The following is a 19,471-nucleotide window of genomic DNA, read 5'->3' on the forward strand; positions in this document are numbered from 1 at the left end:
TATTCAATTGTCCGCGTTTGTAAGGCGGGACGCGGTGACTGGGTGTTCAGAATGCCCGCGCGCCGTAGGCGCATTCGCATCTTCAACTATCCTCGCCTTGTCTCGCTTTGCTCGACGGACTGTGAACGGACTCTGAGAACCGCGTGATTCCTTGCCCGGGAGCCGCGTGCGGCTTGGGCGAGATCATGTTCACGGCTCTGAATGGAAGGCCGGGCGCGTGGCCGGGCGATTCCGGCGCCGGACTCGACGCCGCTCTAGCGGCGGTGCGTCGCGTTGGGCGCGATGTTATTGGACGGCGACCTCCTTAAGCTTGGCTTGCGATTAGGGTTTCGGGAGCGCGGGCGGGCGGCATGCGCCGCCTGCCTGCGCCGTCTTCGTCGCGACCGGTGTCATGGTGCAGTGCAGTAGAGCCGCGACGAATAACGGTTATGAAAGAATGGTTATCAAGTAGTTCCGTAATTTTTCACAGTTTGTGTAATAAAACTCGTTTGCATGAATATTTTTCGCAAACATGCCATACGGCCGCAGGATGAATGCCGCTCACATATGTTTTTCGAATTGGCTGACCAGGCGGCGCAGATCGCTGGCGGTGGTGTGCAGCTTCTGCGCCACTTGCAGGGTGGCGGCGATGCTGTGGCTGTTCTGTTCGGTCAGCGTGCTCATGGTTTCCATGCTCTGGGCCACTTCGGTGGAGGCGGACGATTGCTGCTGCAGCATATTGGCCACGCTGGAGGAGGACTCCGCCACTTTCTCGTTGGCGTTGCGGATCGCCTCCAGGCCCTCGGCCGCCGCTTGTATGGTTTCCTCGGCGGTATGGACCTTGTTCACCGCGGCCTTCACTTCCTCCAGCGCCTCTTGCGAGCGTTCGCGCAGGAAGGACACCGATTGTTCTATCTCCAGCGTGTTGCCGGCGGTGCGTTCCGCCAGCTTGCGCACTTCGTCCGCCACCACGGCGAAGCCGCGGCCCTGTTCGCCGGCGCGCGCGGCTTCTATCGCCGCGTTCAGCGCCAATAGATTGGTCTGGTTGGCGATGTCCTTGATCACGCCGGTGACGGTGTTGATCGATTCCACCGATTGCTCCAGCTTGATGATGATGTCGCGGGTGCAGGACACCTCGCTGACCACGGCCTGGGCCGCCTGGCGGGTGTCGCTCATCTGAGCCTCGCCCTGGCTGGCCAGTTCGGTGGCCTGGTCGGCGAACTCGGCCCCGGTGCGGGTGGATTGCGAAATCTCGTTCACCGATACCGACAGCTGCTGCAAGGCGGCCGCCACCCGGGTGATGCCTTCCAGCGTGGACTCGCCGCGGGCGTTCAGCGATTCGGCTTCGGCGTGGGTGGCGGTGGCGGCTTCGCTGACGTCCTCTGCGCCGGCGACCACGTCGGCCAGGATGGCGCGCAGGTGGATGCGCAGGGTTTCCATCTCTTCCAGCACCGCGCGCGGCTCGCGCGGGCCGGAGGGGGGAATCTGGGCGCTGAAATCGCCTTCGGCCAGCCGCATCAGCGCGCGCTGCGCCGCGTCTATCGGCCGCGCCAGCCAACGCCCGGCCAGATAGGAGGCCGCCAAGGCCCAGACCGCGGCCAGCGTCAGCAGCGTCAGGCGCAAGGCGCCGTCCGCGGCGGCGCCGGCCAGGATCAGCGCCGCGGCGGGTAATTGCGCGCACAGTAACAGCGAGGCCGTCGTCGGCGGGGCGGCGTGGCGGGTGTCCGGAAACGCCTGACTCCGTTCGCGGACGCGGGCGTAAAGCTGCTCGGCGTCGGCGGTCTGCTGTTTGGACGGCGCGCTGCGCACCGACATATAACCCACCGGCTGGCCGCCCTCGCAGATGGGCGTGACATAGGCCTCCACCCAATAGAAATGTCCTTGCTTGGTGCGGTTCTTGACCAGGCCCTTCCAGGGGCGGCCGGTCTTGATGGTGCTCCAGAGGTCGTCGAAGGCGGCCTGGGGCATGTCCGGATGGCGGACGATATTGTGCGGCTGCCCGATCAATTCTTCTTCGCTGAAACCGCTGATATCGATGAAGGCGCGGTTGGCGTAAGTGATCTGGCCTTTCAGGTTGGTCTTGGTGACGATGGGGCGGTGGGGCAGCAAAAACACCTCGGTGCCATCCACGGGAAGATTGCTTCTCATTGCCGGGCCTCCTGCTTGACGTTGCCGGTATACGACGCGGGCGCCGGACGCGCTCATTCAATTTGGGTCAATCCGGGCTGTGGCCGTCGTTTTTCGCGCTATTTGCTTGATTGGAATGGGATTTCATCTTGGCGGTCTCCAATGGTGATATAGAACAAAAACGCGGTCTCATGCGGCAAAGTTTGATGCGATTTTGATAAGAGCGGAAAAAACCATATCTGGAAATTCACCGGCAAATTCAGCATCTTCCTATTCCTTACACTTGGGCCAGCTAAGGAAAATAGCGCTCTGAAAGGGACAGAGAACATGCCATGGAACTGATAACCGCCAAACCCGGCCCGGCGCCGATGCGGGTTTTGATCGTGGACGATCACGATTTGCAGCGTTGCGCACTGAGCCAGGCTTTGCGCCAAGTGGGCATCGACCGCATCGACGAGGCGCGCGACGGCGCCGACGCGCTCGAGCGTTTGCAGCGACATCGCTACGACTTGATGATCAGCGACCTCAATATGCCGGGGATGGACGGCATCCTGCTGTTGCGGCATCTGTCCGGCCTGCCGGCGGTGCCGCCCATCGTGTTCAACAGCTCGCTGTCCAAGGACATGCTGATGGGCGCTTACCGCGTGGCCGCGTTTCACAATCTGCCTGTGATAGGCAGCCTGAACACGCCCTTGTCCATGGAACAGCTATGCAAGCTGTGGGAAACGGTGGCGCGCAGGCCGGCATGGGACGGGGCGTCGTCGGATTTCGACCGTCAGGAGCTGGAGCGGGCATTGCGGTGCGGCGAAATCCTACCCTGGTATCAGCCGCAGGCCGATTCCGCCCGGCTGAGGGTGGCGGGGGTGGAGGCGCTGGCGCGCTGGCGTCACCCGGAGCGGGGTTTGCTGGAGCCCTCGGCGTTCTTGCCCGGTCTGGAGCATTACGGCCTGGACGAAGACTTGTTCTTCGTCATTTTCCGCGCGGCGGTGGAGGACTATCGCCGTTGGAGCGGACAAGTGGCGCTGTCCGGCCTGAGGGTCTCGATCAATCTCACCGCCAGCCAGTTCTGCAACCCGGATTTGCCGTCCAGCCTGGCCGAGGCGGCGGAGGAACTGGGCATGGCGCCGGCCCTGTTGACGCTGGAGCTGACCGAAACCCAGCGGCTGAAAAACATCTATCAGGCGCTGGAAAACGTGATACGGCTGCGCATGGCCGGTTTCCGCGTGTCCTTGGACGATGTGGGCTGCGGCTACAGCGGCCTGGAGTATCTGCGCGAACTGCCGGTGAGCGCGATCAAGATAGACCGCTCGCTGGTGGCCGGGGCCGCTGACGACAGCGTGGCGCGGGAGATTCTGGAATCCACCATCCGGCTGGCCAAGGACCGCAATATCCAGGTGGTGGCCGAAGGCATAGGCGAAGAGGCGGATTTGCAACTGATGCTGAGGCTGGGCGTGGACTATGTGCAGGGCTATCTGCTGGGCTGGCCGATGCCGGCCGAGGAAGTGCCCGATTATCTGCGCCGGCGCGGGCAGGCTTGAGCGCAGGGCTCAAAGCCGGCCCGCGGACCGTGAACAGGTTCTCAGCCCGGCTTGCCGTCCGCGCGCCGCCGCCAGTAGCTGGGCATGAAGGCGCGGCCCCAGGCCGCCAGCGTCAATAGCCAGCCCAGGGCCGCCGCGCCGTACAACCAGCCGGACCAGACGCCGGGCAGCATTTCGGTGGCTACCCGGGTCAGCGCCAGCCAGTGCGCGGCCAGGTAGAGCCGCCACAAGCCGGGGCCGGCCTGCAGCGGCTGGCCGGAGTGGCCCAGCGTCACCCGCGACACGAAGGCGATCATCATGGTCAGGAAAAAGCCGACGGTGACCGCGTGCAGCGCCGCCAGCGCCAGGCGTGGCGAAGCCAGCCAGCCATTGAGCGCGTATAGCCCGAAGCCGACCGGCAGCCAGGCGAAAGCCAGGTGCAGCATGCCCAGCAGCCGGACCCGCAACGCCGCGACCAGCCGCCAGCGCCAGCTGACGTAAGCCAGCAGCGCGGCCATCGCCGCGTCCAGCGGCCAAGCGGGCAGGCCGAAGCCGTCCAGCAGGCCATGACCCAAGGAGCCGGCCAGCAGCGCGGCCAGCAGCCAGCCCGGCCGCCAGGGCTGGTACTCCGGCAGCGCGTTGGCGGAGAAGAAGGGCAGCATGCGATGGCAGACGGTCAGAAACACCGGCAGCAGAAAGCCCCACAAGGCCAGATTGCGCATCCACAGCCAGGCCTGGCCGTCCTGGAAGATCAGCCAGTAAGCGCCGGCCAGCAGCGCCAGCGCGCCGCAGAACAGCGCGGCCAGCACCGCGCAGGCGTGGCGGCGGTCCGCTTGAGGGCTGGCCAGCAGCAGGCAGGCGAAAGTCAGCGTGAGACCGCTGAAGCCCAGGGTGTACAGCGCGTGGCCGATCAGCGTCCAGGAGATGCCCAGCCACAGCCCGGCCAGCCACAGCAGCAGCCCGCCCACCATCAGCGCCGGCACGCCGACGAAGATAAGACGGCCGGGCGGCTCCACGCCCAGCCAGCGCGGGCCGGCGGTGAACAGAAAGCCGGTCATGAACAGCGGGAAGAAGCCGAACAGCATCAGGAAGCCGTGGGCCAGCGAGGAGGGCACCGCCAGCGCGGCGTGGACGCCGAGCAGGCGGCTGGTCAACTCGGCGCTCCAGGCGGCCAGCAGCAGGATGGCGAACAGCATGCCGGGCAGAAAGGCGGCGCGATGCGGCGCCTGGGCCAGCATCGCCGCGGGGTGGGGGTGTTTCATCGCGGGCTCGGGATAAGGTGTGGGCGCCTCAGTATCGCCGCGTCCTGGCGGACGCGGACATGATTTGGATCAAGGCTTTCCGAGCCTGCCTTCCAGGCTCAGGCGCGCTGCTGCAGCAGCTCCGACACGTCGCGCACCACTTGCACCACCTCCTTGGCGCCGGCGCGGATCTCGGCGATGGAGTCGCGCGCCTGTTCGGACAGCTGCAAGCTGGTGTCGGCCAGGCCGCGCACCTGTTGCATGGAGGTGATGGCGGACTTGGAGTCCTCCTGGATGCTGCGCACGATGCCGGAGATCTCGCCGGTGGATTGACTGGTGCGCTCGGCCAGCTTGCGCACCTCGTCCGCCACCACGGCGAAGCCGCGGCCCATCTCGCCGGCGCGCGCCGCCTCGATCGCCGCGTTCAAGGCCAGGAGATTGGTCTGGTCCGCAATCTCGCTGATGGTGCTGATGATGGTGCCGATCTGACCGGAGCTGTCGCCCAGCTTGGTGATGATGATGGAGGAGCTTTCTACGCTGGACGCCACCTTGGTGATTTCGCTGGCGGCTTGTTCCAGCACCGCGCTGCCCTTGACCGACAGTTGCTCGGTATTGACCGAGACTTCCACCGCGGACTGGGCGTTCTCCGCCTGGGCCTGCAATTGCTGCACCCGGCGGCTGATGTCCTGGGCGAACTTGACCACCCGCACCGGCTTGCCGTTGAGGTCGTAGACCGGGTTGTACGTGGCTTCCAGCCAGATGATCTGCCCGTTTTTGCTCAGGCGCTTGAACTGGCCCTGGAAAAACTTGCCCTGGCGCAGCTGGCGCCAGAACTCCGCGTAGTCCGGGCTGGCGGCGTAGTCGGCGTCGCAGAGCATGCGGTGATGCTTGCCGCGGATTTCGGCCAAGGTATAGCCGAAGGTGTTGAGGAAATTTTCGTTGGCGTCCTGGATATTGCCGTCCAGATCAAACTCGATCTGGGCCATGGAGCGGCTGATCGCCAAGCGGATGGCCTGGTCGTTCTGTTCCTGATGCACTTGGTCGGAGATGTCGGACGCCACTTTGACCACGCCGCACACTTGGCCGTCGCTGGACAGCACCGGGGTGTAGCTGGCTTCCAGCCAGATTTCCTCGCCGTTCTTGGCGTAGCGGCTGAAGCGGCCGTTGACCGGCTCGCCGCGTTTCAGCTTTTGCCAGAACTCGGCGTAGGCGGGGCTGGAAACATGGTTTTTATCGCAGAAGATGCGGTGATGCTTGCCGATGACTTCTTCGCGCCGGTAGCCCATGGTGCGCAGGAAGTTTTCATTGACGTTGGTGACGATGCCGTCGGGAGTGAATTGTATCATCGCCATGGAACGGTCGATGGCGGACAGCATGCCGCGCAGGCCGTCCAGTTGGCCGGTCAGCTCGTTGAGCTGCTCCTTGAGTTTTCCGGAAAAAAAGGGCATGGCTGCCTCCATTGTAATTGCCATCCAGGAGTGCCATTGGAGCACGCCAACCTCATTTCAAACTAATACATTCCACATGATTTAGAAGGGAAATTTATTTTTGAATGAATTGCTTATTGGTGGGCGGCGTTGACCATAGGCACGGATTAACAGTGTATCCAGCTATTGCGTCAATAACATCTCGCCATTGACGAGCTGCTGATTTAAGACAAATGCAAAAGCCGGGCTTATCATGGGCGCGCAACCCACCCGTCCAAACTCAATGGAGCGCGTATGAGCGATTTATCCGCCTTTCCCATCACCCGCAAATGGCCTGCGAAATATCCGGAACGCATTCAGCTGTATTCGCTGACCACGCCCAACGGGGTCAAGGCGTCCATCATGCTGGAAGAAACCGGCCTGCCGTATGAAGCGCACCTGGTCAGCTTCGACAGCAACGATCAGCTATCGCCGGAATTCCTGTCGCTGAACCCCAATAACAAGATTCCCGCCATTCTCGATCCGGCCGGCCCTGGCGGCAAGCCGCTGGCCTTGTTCGAGTCCGGCGCCATCCTGCTGTATCTGGCGGAGAAGAGCGGCCAATTGCTGCCCGCCGATCCCGCCGCACGCTACGAGGCCATACAGTGGCTGATGTTCCAGATGGGCAGCATCGGCCCGATGTTCGGTCAGGTGGGTTTCTTCCACAAGTTCGCCGGCAAGGACTACGAGGACAAACGTCCGCGCGATCGTTATGTGAACGAATCGCGCCGCCTGCTGGCGGTGCTGGAGCAAAGACTGACTGGCCGCCAATGGGTGATGGGGGAGGAGTACGGCATCGCCGACATCGCTATCTTCCCCTGGGTGCGCAATCTGATCGGTTTTTACGAGGCCGGCGAACTGGTGTCGATTGCGGACTTCCCGCAGGTGACGCGCGCCTTGGACGCCTTCTTGGCGCGACCGGCGGTGCAGCGCGGGCTGACGATTCCGGCGAGATCGTAAACCGCTTGTTCCTGGCGGCCTTGCCCGCGCAAGCAAAAGCCCCCAAACGGGGGCTTTTCATTTGCTTAGAGCCTGTTCAAAGTCTCGCGAGCTAGGGCGAGACAAGGCGAAAACCGCTGAGAAAGCGGAATGTACAAGGGGTACATGAGCATTTCGAAGCTGCACTCACCGTGTCACATTTCACGACGCGCAGCAGACCTTGAACAGATTCTTAGTCCACCGGATTGACCTCGCCCGGCAGGCTGGCGCGGGCGCGTATCACCTTGCCGGTGGCGCTGTTGCGCACGCGGATGATTTCGCCTTGGCGGCCGTTGCCCAGCGCCTCGCCGGCGGCGACAACTTCGATGCCGCTGTTGCGCGCGACGATGCGCACTTCCTCGCCGCGCTTGACCAGCAGGCTGGCCTCCAGCGCCTTGAGCCGCAGCGGCTGGCCCTGGCGCAGCGCGGTGCGGTTGCTCAGGCCTTCCAGCTTGGTCTTGGCGCCCACCATGTCGGCCGGGTCCAGCACCGGGCGTTCCTGCCATTCGATGTCGCCGGCGTCCAGCAGGCTGCGCGCCGGAATGTCGCGCGCCGCCACCGCCACGCGGGCGCTGATTTCGGCGCGGACGATGAATTCAGCGTCCCAGCCGGCGGCGTCGCAGCGGGCTTGCAGCCGCATGCGGCTGGGGGAGCGCTCGTCCAGCGCGGCGACGCGCACCGGCTCCGGGCAGGGCGGGGCGTTGAAGCCGCGCGGCGGCAAGGCCTTGAGATTGACGCGGGCCGCCGCCAGACCGGCTTTTTCCAGTTTTTGCAGCAGCAGAGAACGCGCGGTCTGCTCCACCGCGGCGGCGGCCGGATAGGGGGCCGCCAGCGCCGGAACGCAGGGCAGAATGAGCAGCGCAGCCAATAGCGGCGCGGTTTGATGCCGAGAGGATGTGAAAATTCCCATTACAGATGACTTGGTAATTATCCCGTATACGTGAGGGGGTGCGGTTATTAGTATCGCTTTTCAATCGACCGGCCATTTAATGTGAATTAGATAGCCGATGTTTAAATATGGTAGAGAACCGCATGGGTCTAGGCAATGGGTTTGCACCTTGATAAAGCATTGAGCGTCCACCCGGCTGCCTTGCAGTTGAGGGCGGAGCGCACCCGTATTCTGGCGTCCAACATCGCCAACGAGAACACGCCCGGTTATCAGGCGCGGGACATCGATTTCAAAACGGCTTTGGCCGCTTCGGCGGACGACGCCGCGTTTCCGCTGGATTCGCCGTCCGGCGAATTGCAATACCGGCTGCCCAACCACCCGGCGCGCGATGGCAACACCGTGGAGCTGGGCGTGGAGCAGGCCGAGTTCGCGCAAAACGTTTCCGAATTCCAGACCAGCCTCGCCTTCCTGAACATGAAGTTCCGCGGGCTGGCCAAAGTGATAGCAGGTCAGTAAGCCATGTCCTTCCGTGATATTTCCCGCATTGCCGGCTCCGCCATGACGGCGCAGACGGTGCGTCTCAACACCGTGGCCAGCAATCTGGCCAACGCCGACACCGCCGCCGGCAGCGAACAGGCGGCCTACCGCTCCCGCAAGCCGGTGTTCGCCACCCAGTACCGGGGCGGCGACGGCTTCGACGGCTGGCGCGGCGCCAGCGTGGGCGTGCTGGACGTGGTGCAGAACCAGGAGCCGGTGCGCAAGGCGCACGAGCCGGGCAATCCGCTGGCCGACGCCGAGGGCAATGTTTTCTATTCCAATGTGAACGCGGTGGAGGAGATGACCGACATGCTGTCGGCCTCGCGCGCGTTCCAGACCAATGTGGAAGTGCTGGCCCGGGTCAAGGGCATGCAGCAGGACCTGCTGAAACTGGGAGACAACGCATGAGCGTGAACGCCGCGCAAAACGGGCAGCAGAGCCCGTCCGCCGCCTCCAACGGCGCCAATCCGGCGGTGGCCCCGGCCGCCGGACAAAACCCGGGCATGGACGATATGTTCATGAAGCTGTTGCTGGCTCAGATCCAGAACCAGAACCCGCTGGACCCCACCGACGCCTCGCAGTTCGTCAGCCAGCTGGCGCAGATGAGCCAGATGAAGAGCTCCGCCGACATGCTCAAGCAGTTGCAGGGCAACGCTTTGATGCTGCGCGAGCTGCAGGGCGTGTCGCTGGGTTCGCAAGTGGGACGCCAAGTGCTGGTGCAGGCAGACCAGGCGCATCTGAGCGGCAAGGACCCCTTGTCCGGCCGCGTCACCCTGTCCGGCGAAGAGCAGCAGGTGTCCCTGGTGCTGACCGACTCCGGCGGACAACAAACCGTGATCGATCTGGGCAAGCGCCCGGCCGGCGAGTTCGATTTCAACGTGGACCCGAGCAAGCACGGCCTGGTGGAAGGCGATTACAAGCTGGAAGTGCGCACCGCGTCCAAATCCAAGGCCGGGCTGGAAATGCAGGCCACCGTATCCGGCGTGCGCCTGCCCATCAACGGCGGCGAGCCTACGCTGACGCTGGCCGGCCTGGGCGAATTCCCCGCTTCCGCCATTACCCGCCTGCTGGGCAAGACCCAGGCCTGAAGCGCCGATTCAAGACACCTACGAACTTTGGAGCGACCATGAGTTTCGACATTGCTTTGTCCGGCATTAACGCCGTCAACAACCAACTGGGCAATATCAGTAACAACATCGCCAACACCGGCACTTACGGCTTCAAGTCCAGCCGCACCAGTTTTTCCGCCGCCTACGCCGGCGCGCAGCCGATGGGGGTGGAAGTGGTCGGCCACAGTCAGAACATGGCGCGCAACGGCAATACCGTGCGCACCGGTCGTCCGCTGGACGCCGCCATCGACGGCCGCGGCTTCTTCGTCAGCCGCGATCTGAACGGCGGCATGGCCTATTCGCGCGTCGGCATCTTCAACGCGGACAAGGACGGCTACCTGGTGGACGGCTTCAACCGCCGCGTGCAAGGCTACGGCAAGGCGGACGGCAATGCGCTGGGCGCCTTCGGCGACATCAAGATCCCCAACGGCAACATCCCGGCCAAGGCCAGCGACAAGCTGCAATACGTCGGCAATATGTCGGCGGGCTGGAGCGTGCAGACCGTGCCGTTCGACAAGGCGCAGAACACCTTCAACAGCTCGGCGGTGTCCACGGTTTACGACTCCCTGGGCAATAAGCTCAACCTGACCCAGTACTTCTGCAAGACCGGTCCCAGCACCGTCACCGTGCACTACACGCTGGACGGCGTCGACCTGCCCACCACCGCCACCCTGAATTTCGACACCGACGGCAAGCTGACCAGCCCCACCGCGCCGGTGGCGCTGAACCTGGGCACCCCCGCCGGCGCGTCCCCGCTGGCGGTGAAGCTGGACTACACCGGCACCACTCAGTTCGCCGGCGAAAGCAGCCAGACCCTGAACGCCAGCAACGGTTACCCGTCCGGCTCGATGACCGGCACCAGCCTGAACGACAACGGCGATGTGGTGGCGGCCTACAGCAACGGCCAGAAGCAAGTGGTGGGCACCTTGGCCATCGCCAACTTCCCCAATGAATCCGCGCTGCAAGCCACTTCGCAGACCAGCTGGGTGGAAACCGCCGGCTCCGGCACCGCGGTCTACTCGCGCCCCGGCGCCGGCCTGTCCGGCAATCTGCTGGCCTTCACCCTGGAACAGTCCAATGTGGACATGACCTCCGAACTGGTGGACCTGATGACCGCGCAGCGTAATTACCAGGCCAACACCAAGGTGATTTCCACCGAGAACCAGACCATCCAGGCGCTGATGCAGGCGGTCTAAGGCGGGACAAGGATAAATGGACGCACTGATCTACACCGCGATGAGCGGCGCCGACCGCATGCTCAAGGCGCAGCAGATTCACGCCAACAACATCGCCAACGCCGAAACCGGCGGCTTTCGCGCCGACATCGGCGTCAGCACCAGCCAGACCGTGCCCGGCTACGGCTACGACGCGCGCCACCTGAGCCAGAACGGCGCCAACGCGGTGGACGTGCGCAGCGGCGCGGTGGTGGAAACCGGCCGCGACCTGGACGTGGCGGTGAAGGGCGAGGGCTTTTTCGCGGTGCAGGGGCCGGACGGCAACGAGGCCTATACCCGGGCCGGCGCCATGGTGGCGGACGTGGACGGCAAGCTGAGCGTCAACGGCCATCCGGTGCTGGGCGACGGCGGCCAGATCACCTTGCCGCCGGACTACGTCAAGCTGCACATCGGCAGCGACGGCGTGATCTCGGTGCTGGCCGCCGGCGAAAGCGAAATGCAGCCGATAGACAAGCTCAAGCTGGTCAAGCCGCTGCCGCAGGACATCGCCAAGGACCCCAACGGCCTGGTGATCAGCCGTCAGGGCGGCGTGCTGGCCGCCGACGACACCGTCAAGGTGCAGGGCGAGCATCTGGAGCGCAGCAATGTGTCGGCGGTGGAGGAAATGGTGGCCACCATGACGCTGAACCGCAACTTTGAAATGCAGATGCGCTTGTTCAACTCCGCCAGCGACATGGTGGAGGCGGGCAACCGCCTGGTGCGCGCCTGATCCGGCCTTCCAATAACAGCGCCGCGGCCAAGGCCGACGGCGCAAACCATCGGGGAATCGAAACATGAATCCAGCAATGTGGGTGAGCAAGACCGGCATCCAGGCGCAGGACGCGCGCCTGACCGCCATCGCCAACAACCTCGCCAACGTCAACACCGTCGGCTTCAAGCGCGACCGCATGGTGTTCGAAGACCTGTTCTACCAAGTGGACCGCCAGCCGGGCGGCAAGACCGACCAGGACAACACCGCGCCGCTGGGCGTGCAGCTGGGCAACGGCACCCGCTTGGTGGGAACCCAGAAAGTGTTCACCTCGGGCACGCTGACCACCACCAATCAGTCCTTGGATCTGGCCATCGTCGGCCAGGGCTTTTTGCAAGTGAAAATGAGCAACGGCGAAACCGGCTACACCCGCGCCGGCCAGCTGCAGCGCAACGACCAGGGCGCCATCGTCACCCCGCAGGGCCTGCCGCTGGAGCCGTCCATCACCATTCCGGCCGACGCCTCCTCGGTGACCATCAGCGAAACCGGCACCGTCAGCTATACCCGCGGCAGCGGCAGCACGCTGGAAACCGCCGGTCAGATCGAACTGGCCAGCTTCGTCAACCCGGCCGGTCTGCTGGCGCTGGGCGACAATCTGTTCCAGAAAACCGCCGCCAGCGGCGATGCCACCACCGACGCGCCGGGCTCCGGCTCCCTGGGCAAGCTCAAGCAGGGCGCGCTGGAGGGCTCCAACGTCCAGGTGGTGGAGGAAATGGTGGACATGATCGCCGCGCAGCGCACTTACGAGATGAACACCAAGGTGCTGAGCGCCGCCGACAATATGATGCAGTACCTGGCGCAGTCGGCCCGATGAAGCTGCTGGCCCTGAGCGCGCTGGCGCTGCTGCTGGCCGGCTGCGCGCAGCCGATTCCGCCGCAGACCACGCAGGAATTCGCCTTGCCGGAATTGCTGCAGCAGCCGCAGCGCGGCAAGGGCGGCGGCGTGTTCACCGTCGCCGGCGCGCAATCGCTGACTTCGGACAGCCGCGCCTTCCGTCCCGGCGACGTGCTGACCGTGGTGCTGGAAGAAACCACTCAGGCCAGCAAGAAGGCCGGCACCAGCTTCGGCAAGAAATCCGGCGCCAATATCGCGCCGTCCTTGTTGGGTAACACCACCTTCCGCGCGCAAGTGGGCGTGGACGCGGGCCGGGACTTCAACGGCTCCTCCACCTCCACCCAGCAGAACATGCTGTCCGGCGCGCTGACCGTGGTGGTGCACAAGGTGCTGGGCAACGGCCTGCTGGAAGTGAAGGGCGAAAAACAGCTGGTGCTGAACCAGGGCGAGGAGTTCCTGCGCCTGGCCGGCTATGTGCGGGTGGAAGACATCGACACCGACAACCGCGTGTCCTCGCTGCGCATCGCCAACGCCCGCATCGGCTACTCCGGCCGCGGGGCCTTGTCGGACGCCAACGAACCCGGCTGGCTGATGAAGTTCTTCGCCAGCCCGCTGATGCCGTTCTGAGCGGCGGAGCGGCGGGGAGTCCGGGCGGGACAACAGGCGGGCGCTGACGGGCGTCCGCCGTTCGCGTATGCGGCCCTTGGGGCGAGCATGCGCAATCACAGAATCATTCAGGGCGGATCATGCACGGTTTTATCAAGCAAATAACGGGATGGACGCTGCTGCTGGCGGCGACGCTGGCGACGGCGCAGCCCTTGCGCAATCTGGTGACGGTGGAGGGCATCCGCGAAAACCAGTTGATCGGCTACGGCATCGTGGTGGGCCTGGACGGCACCGGCGACAACTCCCAGGTGAAATTCTCCGGCCAGTCGGTGGCCAATATGCTCAAGCAGTTTGGCCTGAAAATGCCGGAACGCACCGACACCAAGGTCAAGAACGTGGCGGCGGTGATGGTCAGCGCCAGCCTGCCGCCGGGTTACGGCCGCGGCCAGACCATAGACGTCACGGTGTCCTCGCTGGGCGACGCCAAGAGCCTGCGCGGCGGCACCTTGTTGCTGACCCAGCTGAAGGCGGCCAACGGCGAAATCTACGCCTTGGCCCAGGGCAATGTGGTGGTGGGCGGCGTGTCCGCCCAGGGCAAGAGCGGCTCCAGCGTCACCGTCAACACGCCCACCTCCGGCCGCGTGCCCAACGGCGCGTCCATCGAACGCGAAATTCCCAGCGATTTCGAAGAGGGCGACAGCGTGCGTCTCAGCCTGCGCCGGCCCAATTTCGAAACCGCCACCAATATCGTCAAGGCCATCAACGCCAGCTTCGGCCGCGTGGCCAGCACCCGCAACGCCACCACCATCCAGGTGCGCGCGCCGCTGGACCCCACCGAGCGCGTCGCCTTCGTCGCGCGGCTGGAGCGGGTCAATGTCGGCGTGGGCAGCGAAGTGCCGCGCGTGGTGTTCAACTCGCGCACCGGCACCGTGGTGATCAGCCAGGGCGTCACCGTGCGCCCGGCTGCGGTGTCCCACGGCAGCCTGCGCGTGGTGATCTCGGAAAACCCCAGCGTCAGCCAGCCGGGGCCGTTCAGCAACGGCCAGACCACGACTGTCCCCAACTCCACCGTCAACGTGGACCAGGGTTCCGGCCGCATGTTCCAGTGGCCGGCCGGCGCCAGCCTGCGCGCCATCATCGACACCGTGAACAGCACCGGCGCCACGCCGGACGACATCATGGCGATATTGCAGGCGCTGGATCAGGCCGGCGCGATCGACGGCGAACTGGTGGTGATCTGATGGAAAGCAAACAGATACAAGCCGCGCTGGCGATGCCGGCCGACGCCAAGGACGAGCCGGCGGTGCAGCCGGCCTCGCCGGAGTACCGCCGCAAGGCCGGCGCCGCGGCGGAGCAGTTCGAAGCCCAGTTCGTCCGCGAGATGTTCAAGCAGATCCGCAAGACCACGCGCGAAATCGCCGGCGAGGACAGCATCTTCGCCAACTCCATCAACGGCGACATGATGGATTTCGCCGACGGCGCGGTGGCGGACCAACTGGCCAAGCAGCGGGTGTTCGGCGTGGCCAACGCCATCCTGCGCCAGCTGCTGCCGGAAGAGGGTGGCAATATTCACCTTAAGAACGGCGGCGCGCCGGTCGCAAGCGATAAACAGAACCCCGGCTCGCTGCCGGACGCGCAGGGTCTGGCCGCTTTCGCGCCGCTGCTGCTGCCGCTGAATAAAAGGTAAGAACCGCCATGCGCATGATAGACAACGCGCTGACCGGCGCCGTCGCCTCCCAGGCCGCGCTGAACGCCGTCAGCCAGAACATCGCCAACCAGATGACCCCCGGCTACTCGCGCCAGGGCGTGGTGCTGACCGCGCTGATGCCCGGCAGCGGCGACCCGTACAGCTCCGGTTCCGGCGTGGTGGTCAACGCGGTGCGCCGTTTCAACGACGACTTCAAAAACCTGCAGCTGTGGCAGGCGGCGTCCAGCCAGGGCGAACTGGTAGCGCAGAATCCCTACTTCGGTCAGTTGGAACAGGTGATGGGCCGCGACGGCAGCAGCCTGTCCGCCGGTTTCGATCAGTTCTTCCAGGCGCTCAGCGCCGCCAGCCTGTCCGGCGACGCGATGCGTGACCCGGTGATCCGCAGCGCCGAAGCGCTGGCGCAGCGCTTCAACAACCTGGACAAGGTGTTCGGCTCTCAACTGAGCGCCATCGCCGAGCAGCGCTCCGCCACCGTCACCCAGATCAACAGCTCGGTGTCCAATATCGCCGACCTCAACGCCAAGATCTCGGCCGGCAAGGCCATCGGCACCAATACCTCCGGCCTGGAAGACGAGCGCGACCGTCAGATCGATTCGCTGTCTGCCCTGGTGGAAGTGCGCGTGGTGTCGCAGCCGGACGGCAGCAAGAACGTCAGCCTCAAGACCGGCCTGCCGCTGGTGGCGGACACCCAGGCGGCCACGCTGAGCAATACCAGCCAGCCGGACGGCAGCCAGGTGCTGACGCTGAACTTCTCCAAGGACAAATACACCCTGGCCGGCGACGGTCTGGGCGGCCAGCTGGGCGGGCTCAATCAATACGAAATCCAGACCGTGCGCCCGATGCGCGCGCAGGTGAAAACCCTGGCCAGCGAAATGGCGAAGCGCGTCAACGATCAATTGGCGCTGGGCTACGACAGCAACGGCCAGCCGGGCAAGCCGCTATTCGTCTACGACGCCTCCGGCGTCAACGGCATCCTGAAAACCAGCGGCATCACTTCCGCCGAGCTGGGCTTCTCCGGCGATCCGGCCAAGCCCGGCGACAATAGCAATCTGCTGGCGGTGATCGGCCTGCAGCAGCAGAAAATCACCATGCCCGGCGTCGGCGCCGTCACCATAGGCGACGCCTACTCGCAAATGGTGGGCAAGCTGGCGGTCAGCAGCAAGCAGAACAAATCCGGCTTGGAAAGCGCCAAGGTGATTCGCGCCGAAGCGGAAAAGAGCTGGCACAACACAAGCGGCGTCAATCGCGACGAAGAAGCGATGGACCTGCTGGAGTTCCAGAAAATGTACCAGGCCAATATGAAGGTGATCAGCGTGGCGAACCAGCTGTTCGAAAGCACCTTGTCCATCTTGTAAGGAAGACAGCATGCGCGTTTCCAGCAATCAATACCTGTCCACCATGCAATTGGCGATGCAGACCAGCAACTCCGCGCTGGCCGAGCTGCTGCAACGCATGTCCAGCGGCGACCGGCTGCTGGCGCCGTCGGACGACCCCATCGCCAGCGTGCGCCTGTTGCGCTTGCAGCGCGAAGAAGCCGCGCTGGACCAGTACCAGCAAAACATCGGCGCGCTCAGCTCCGCCTTGTCCAAGAACGAATCCATCCTGGACAGCATCAGCCTAGACATCCGCGACGCCAAGGACCTGCTGACCGCGGCCGCCAACAACCCGCCGGTGGACGATCTCAAGGCGATGGCGACACCGCTGCGCAGCTTGCGCGAAAGCCTGTTCTACTCGGCCAACACCAAGGACGCCGAAGGCCGCTACATGTTCTCCGGCTCCAAGCCGGCGGTGGCCGCCCTCGCTTACGACGCCGCCCAGCCGGCGGGCAGCCGCTACAGCTTCACCGGCAATACCGACAAGCAGCAAGTGGTGGTGGGCGACGGCATTACCCAAGCTTCCAACGTCACCCTGGAAAACATGGCCGACATCCTCAATCAGCTGGACAAAACCATAGGCCGGCTGGAAGACCCGGCGCTGGACAATAAGGATCCGACCGTCGCCGCCGACATCCGCAGCGCGATGAACGCCAGCGACAAGGCGCTGGAAGGCATCTCCAGCAAGATCGCCCAACTGGGCGGCACGCAGAACATCATGAAAACGCTGGCCCTCAATCACGACAACGTCAGCCTTTCCAATAAGCAGACCATGACCAAATTGGGCAGCCTGGACTACGCCGACGCCTTCATTCAGATGAACGGCTACACCATGGCGCTGCAGGCCAGCCAAAAAGCGTACGGCCGCGTCAGTCAGCTGTCCCTGTTTGACGTGATTTGATCGAGCGCGGCATGAACACCCCGATTTCCTCCGTCAACGTCAAACAAAGCGGCAAGCGCTGGGGCAAGGACGCCGGCGCGGTCGCCGCCGCCAGCGTGATCGAGCGCGTGCCAGCGCCGCAGGCGCAGCCGGCCGCGCAAGTGCGCGGCGCGCCGGCCTCGGGCTGGCGCTACAGCGCCCAACTCAACGAGCAACTGACCTCGGCGCAGCAGGCCCTGTCCTTCGTCGACGGTTTGCTGGGTCAACTGGAAGGCGTCAAATCCGGACTCAGTCGCGAACTGACCCAGCGCCAGTTGAATCAGGGCGATTTGCAGCGCCAGCTCGAGCAATTCAATGAGCAGTGGCGCAAGCGCCAGACCGCCAGCGGCGGCAGCCTGGACGGCCAGCTGCGCTTCCATCTGGCCGCCGACGCGCGCCAGGGCTTCACCGTCAAAGGCCTGGATCTGGCCGCCCTGTCCGGTGGCCAGGCGGAAACCCTGGTGTTCTCCACCGGAGAATCCGGCGCGGCGCCGGCGTCGGTGCAAGTGGGCGGAGCATCCGAAGAAGAGGATCTCCTGCGCCGCTTCAATCGCGGTCTCGCCGCCAGCGGCGTGCGCGCGGAAATGAATGAAGACGGACAGCTGGCGTTCAGCGTGCCGGAATCGCAATGGGGCGCGCTCAGCGAGCGCATGACCGTGCGCGGCGGCGGCATTCGTTTTCCCGGCGGCATTCCGCAGCGGCTCAAGCTGCAGCCGGAGGCCGAAGCGTTTCAGCCCGAGCGCTGGAAAGTGGGCGACCACGCCCAGGTGCGCCAGGCGCTGCAAAGCGTGGTGCGCTCCATCGGTCAGCTGCAGCAAACCCGCGCGGCGATCAATAGCGCGATCGCCGAGGCGCAGCACTCCATCGAACAGCTGTCGCATATGAACGAGCAAAGCTGGGCCAGCCAGTTCGTGTCCGATTTCAACGCGCGCCTGAATCAGCCGGACGGCTATCGCAACTTCTATGAGTTGGTGCCGGCCCTGATCGGCGTCAGCCGTTACCGGGTGGTGTCGCTGTTGTCGCTGGGCTAGAAACGGCTCCAGCGGCAACGTTGGAGGGTGACCAGGGCGTCGATGGCCTTCGGGTTTATTGACGCCGGTTCGCGATCTTCACACAATCAGCCATTCCCACCTCAAGGACGGGCTGGCCATTCATGACTTCCCCTGGTAACAAGCCGGCTCGGCGCGTAGAAGTAGGGGGCCGCAGCGTCTACCTTCACAGCGTTCCTCGCCACTCGCTGCAAGACCTCTACCATTTCTGCATGACCATCAGCTGGCCGCGCTTCTATCTATTCATCGCCGCCGCCTTCATCGCGCTGAATCTATTGTTCGCCGGGCTCTACCAGGCGCGGGCCGGCGGCATCGCCAATCAATATCCGCCGGGCTTCCTCGGCGCCTTCTTCTTCAGCGTGGAAACGCTGGCCACCGTCGGCTACGGCGATATGCATCCGCAAAGCCTGTACGCCCATTGGGTCTCGATGCTGGAAATCTTCATCGGCATGATGAGCATCGCGCTGATCACCGGCGTCACCTTCGCCCGCTTTTCGCGGCCCAGGGCGCGCATCGTGTTTACCCATAGTCCGGTGGTGCGCTTGCTGGACGGCAAGCCCGCGTTGATGCTGCGCGCGGCCAATGCCAGAAATAATGTGATCATCGACGCCAGCGCCCGCTTGCGGCTGCTGCAGCATGAGGTCAGCGCCGAGGGCGTGAGCTTCCGCAAACTTCACGATTTGGAACTGGTGCGCGACCAGCATCCTATGTTCGTGCTCGGCTGGACGCTGGTGCACAAGCTGGAGGAGGGCAGTCCCTTATATGGTCGCGACGCCGAATCGTTGGCGGCTGCGCGCGCGCAACTGATTCTGTCCATCAACGGCATCGATGAAACCACCATTCAGCCCATGGTGGCGCGTCACACCTTTTCGCACCAGGACATTCGCTGGAATCACGCTTTTGCCGACCTGATCTATACCGACGCGGAAGAAAACGACCATATCGACTATCGGCGATTGCAGGAAGTCAGCCCGTTGCCAAGGGATTCCGGCCGGCGCGAAGAGGGCTGAGCGCCAGTGCTCGTCAGCGCTTTCATTGCAATTCAATGACTTAATGCAATAGGGCGCTTTTTTGTGTCGAAAGGTGTTGACGGGTTTAGGGGGCTGACGTATAGTTCGCCTCCTCAGCAGACAACGCAGCGACGGAAACGAAACGC

General features: G+C 64.2%; 19 protein-coding genes. 15 read left to right on the plus strand and 4 right to left on the minus strand.

All coding sequences use genetic code 11. The features are described 5' to 3' along the window. Positions 1 to 540 precede the first annotated feature (540 nt). Positions 541 to 2,127, minus strand: a complete 1,587-nt coding sequence (locus tag QUG03_RS22530) for a methyl-accepting chemotaxis protein (RefSeq protein WP_500821052.1) — start codon at positions 2,125 to 2,127, stop codon at positions 541 to 543. Between the two features lie 311 nt (positions 2,128 to 2,438). On the opposite strand from QUG03_RS22530, the gene QUG03_RS22535 reads away from it, so the two are divergent. Continuing rightward, positions 2,439 to 3,644: an EAL domain-containing response regulator gene (locus QUG03_RS22535; protein WP_500821053.1), complete on the plus strand. Its 1,206-nt coding sequence runs from the start codon at positions 2,439 to 2,441 to the stop codon at positions 3,642 to 3,644. A gap of 41 nt (positions 3,645 to 3,685) precedes the next feature. Here QUG03_RS22535 and QUG03_RS22540 read toward each other — a convergent pair whose 3' ends face one another. Next, the gene (locus QUG03_RS22540) at positions 3,686 to 4,885 is read right to left on the minus strand and encodes an NnrS family protein (RefSeq protein WP_235087943.1); all 1,200 of its coding nucleotides are present in this window, start codon (positions 4,883 to 4,885) and stop codon (positions 3,686 to 3,688) included. Positions 4,886 to 4,983: 98 nt separating this feature from the next. Further along, the gene (locus tag QUG03_RS22545) at positions 4,984 to 6,312 is read right to left on the minus strand and encodes a methyl-accepting chemotaxis protein (protein WP_486635401.1); all 1,329 of its coding nucleotides are present in this window, start codon (positions 6,310 to 6,312) and stop codon (positions 4,984 to 4,986) included. A 273-nt stretch (positions 6,313 to 6,585) separates the two neighbouring features. On the opposite strand from QUG03_RS22545, the gene QUG03_RS22550 reads away from it, so the two are divergent. Beyond that, entirely contained in the window at positions 6,586 to 7,290 is a 705-nt protein-coding gene (locus tag QUG03_RS22550; protein ID WP_500821055.1) for a glutathione S-transferase N-terminal domain-containing protein, read from the plus strand. Between the two features lie 211 nt (positions 7,291 to 7,501). Here QUG03_RS22550 and flgA read toward each other — a convergent pair whose 3' ends face one another. Beyond that, entirely contained in the window at positions 7,502 to 8,176 is a 675-nt protein-coding gene (gene flgA, locus QUG03_RS22555) for a flagellar basal body P-ring formation chaperone FlgA (protein ID WP_253314382.1), read from the minus strand. A gap of 177 nt (positions 8,177 to 8,353) precedes the next feature. On the opposite strand from flgA, the gene flgB reads away from it, so the two are divergent. The 13 genes from flgB to QUG03_RS22620 all read left to right on the plus strand — a co-directional run bounded on the left by flgB (position 8,354) and on the right by QUG03_RS22620 (position 19,325). Then, positions 8,354 to 8,713 (plus strand): flagellar basal body rod protein FlgB, encoded by a 360-nt coding sequence (flgB, locus tag QUG03_RS22560; RefSeq protein WP_039755772.1) that lies wholly within the window; start codon positions 8,354 to 8,356, stop codon positions 8,711 to 8,713. Between the two features lie 3 nt (positions 8,714 to 8,716). Beyond that, positions 8,717 to 9,142 (plus strand): flagellar basal body rod protein FlgC, encoded by a 426-nt coding sequence (gene flgC, locus QUG03_RS22565; protein ID WP_107800156.1) that lies wholly within the window; start codon positions 8,717 to 8,719, stop codon positions 9,140 to 9,142. Further along, complete coding sequence (locus tag QUG03_RS22570) at positions 9,139 to 9,822, plus strand: flagellar hook capping FlgD N-terminal domain-containing protein (RefSeq protein WP_107800157.1); 684 nt, start codon at positions 9,139 to 9,141, stop codon at positions 9,820 to 9,822. The genes flgC and QUG03_RS22570 overlap by 4 nt, the downstream gene beginning before the upstream one ends. Positions 9,823 to 9,860: 38 nt before the next feature. Further along, positions 9,861 to 11,039 (plus strand): flagellar hook protein FlgE, encoded by a 1,179-nt coding sequence (locus tag QUG03_RS22575; protein WP_227107813.1) that lies wholly within the window; start codon positions 9,861 to 9,863, stop codon positions 11,037 to 11,039. Between the two features lie 16 nt (positions 11,040 to 11,055). Beyond that, positions 11,056 to 11,787, plus strand: coding sequence for a flagellar basal body rod protein FlgF (locus QUG03_RS22580; RefSeq protein WP_048415605.1), 732 nt, complete (start codon positions 11,056 to 11,058; stop codon positions 11,785 to 11,787). A gap of 64 nt (positions 11,788 to 11,851) precedes the next feature. Continuing rightward, positions 11,852 to 12,640: a flagellar basal-body rod protein FlgG gene (gene flgG / locus QUG03_RS22585; RefSeq protein ID WP_082159140.1), complete on the plus strand. Its 789-nt coding sequence runs from the start codon at positions 11,852 to 11,854 to the stop codon at positions 12,638 to 12,640. Next, complete coding sequence (flgH, locus tag QUG03_RS22590; protein ID WP_048415603.1) at positions 12,637 to 13,287, plus strand: flagellar basal body L-ring protein FlgH; 651 nt, start codon at positions 12,637 to 12,639, stop codon at positions 13,285 to 13,287. Before flgG ends, flgH begins: the two co-directional genes overlap by 4 nt. Before the next feature lie 119 nt (positions 13,288 to 13,406). Further along, positions 13,407 to 14,507 (plus strand): flagellar basal body P-ring protein FlgI, encoded by a 1,101-nt coding sequence (locus QUG03_RS22595; protein WP_019102956.1) that lies wholly within the window; start codon positions 13,407 to 13,409, stop codon positions 14,505 to 14,507. Continuing rightward, positions 14,507 to 14,953: a flagellar biosynthesis protein FlgJ gene (locus QUG03_RS22600; RefSeq protein ID WP_500821056.1), complete on the plus strand. Its 447-nt coding sequence runs from the start codon at positions 14,507 to 14,509 to the stop codon at positions 14,951 to 14,953. Before QUG03_RS22595 ends, QUG03_RS22600 begins: the two co-directional genes overlap by 1 nt. Positions 14,954 to 14,961: 8 nt before the next feature. Then, positions 14,962 to 16,329, plus strand: coding sequence for a flagellar hook-associated protein FlgK (gene flgK / locus QUG03_RS22605; RefSeq protein WP_107800162.1), 1,368 nt, complete (start codon positions 14,962 to 14,964; stop codon positions 16,327 to 16,329). Positions 16,330 to 16,339: 10 nt separating this feature from the next. Beyond that, positions 16,340 to 17,248, plus strand: a complete 909-nt coding sequence (gene flgL, locus QUG03_RS22610) for a flagellar hook-associated protein FlgL (RefSeq protein WP_107732399.1) — start codon at positions 16,340 to 16,342, stop codon at positions 17,246 to 17,248. A gap of 11 nt (positions 17,249 to 17,259) precedes the next feature. After that, the gene (locus QUG03_RS22615) at positions 17,260 to 18,297 is read left to right on the plus strand and encodes a hypothetical protein (RefSeq protein WP_500821058.1); all 1,038 of its coding nucleotides are present in this window, start codon (positions 17,260 to 17,262) and stop codon (positions 18,295 to 18,297) included. 122 nt (positions 18,298 to 18,419) lie between these two features. After that, positions 18,420 to 19,325, plus strand: coding sequence for an ion channel (locus QUG03_RS22620; protein WP_255701212.1), 906 nt, complete (start codon positions 18,420 to 18,422; stop codon positions 19,323 to 19,325). The last annotated feature ends 146 nt before the right edge of the window (positions 19,326 to 19,471 follow it).

Source organism: Chromobacterium sp. CCUG 30098, from assembly GCF_059916605.1.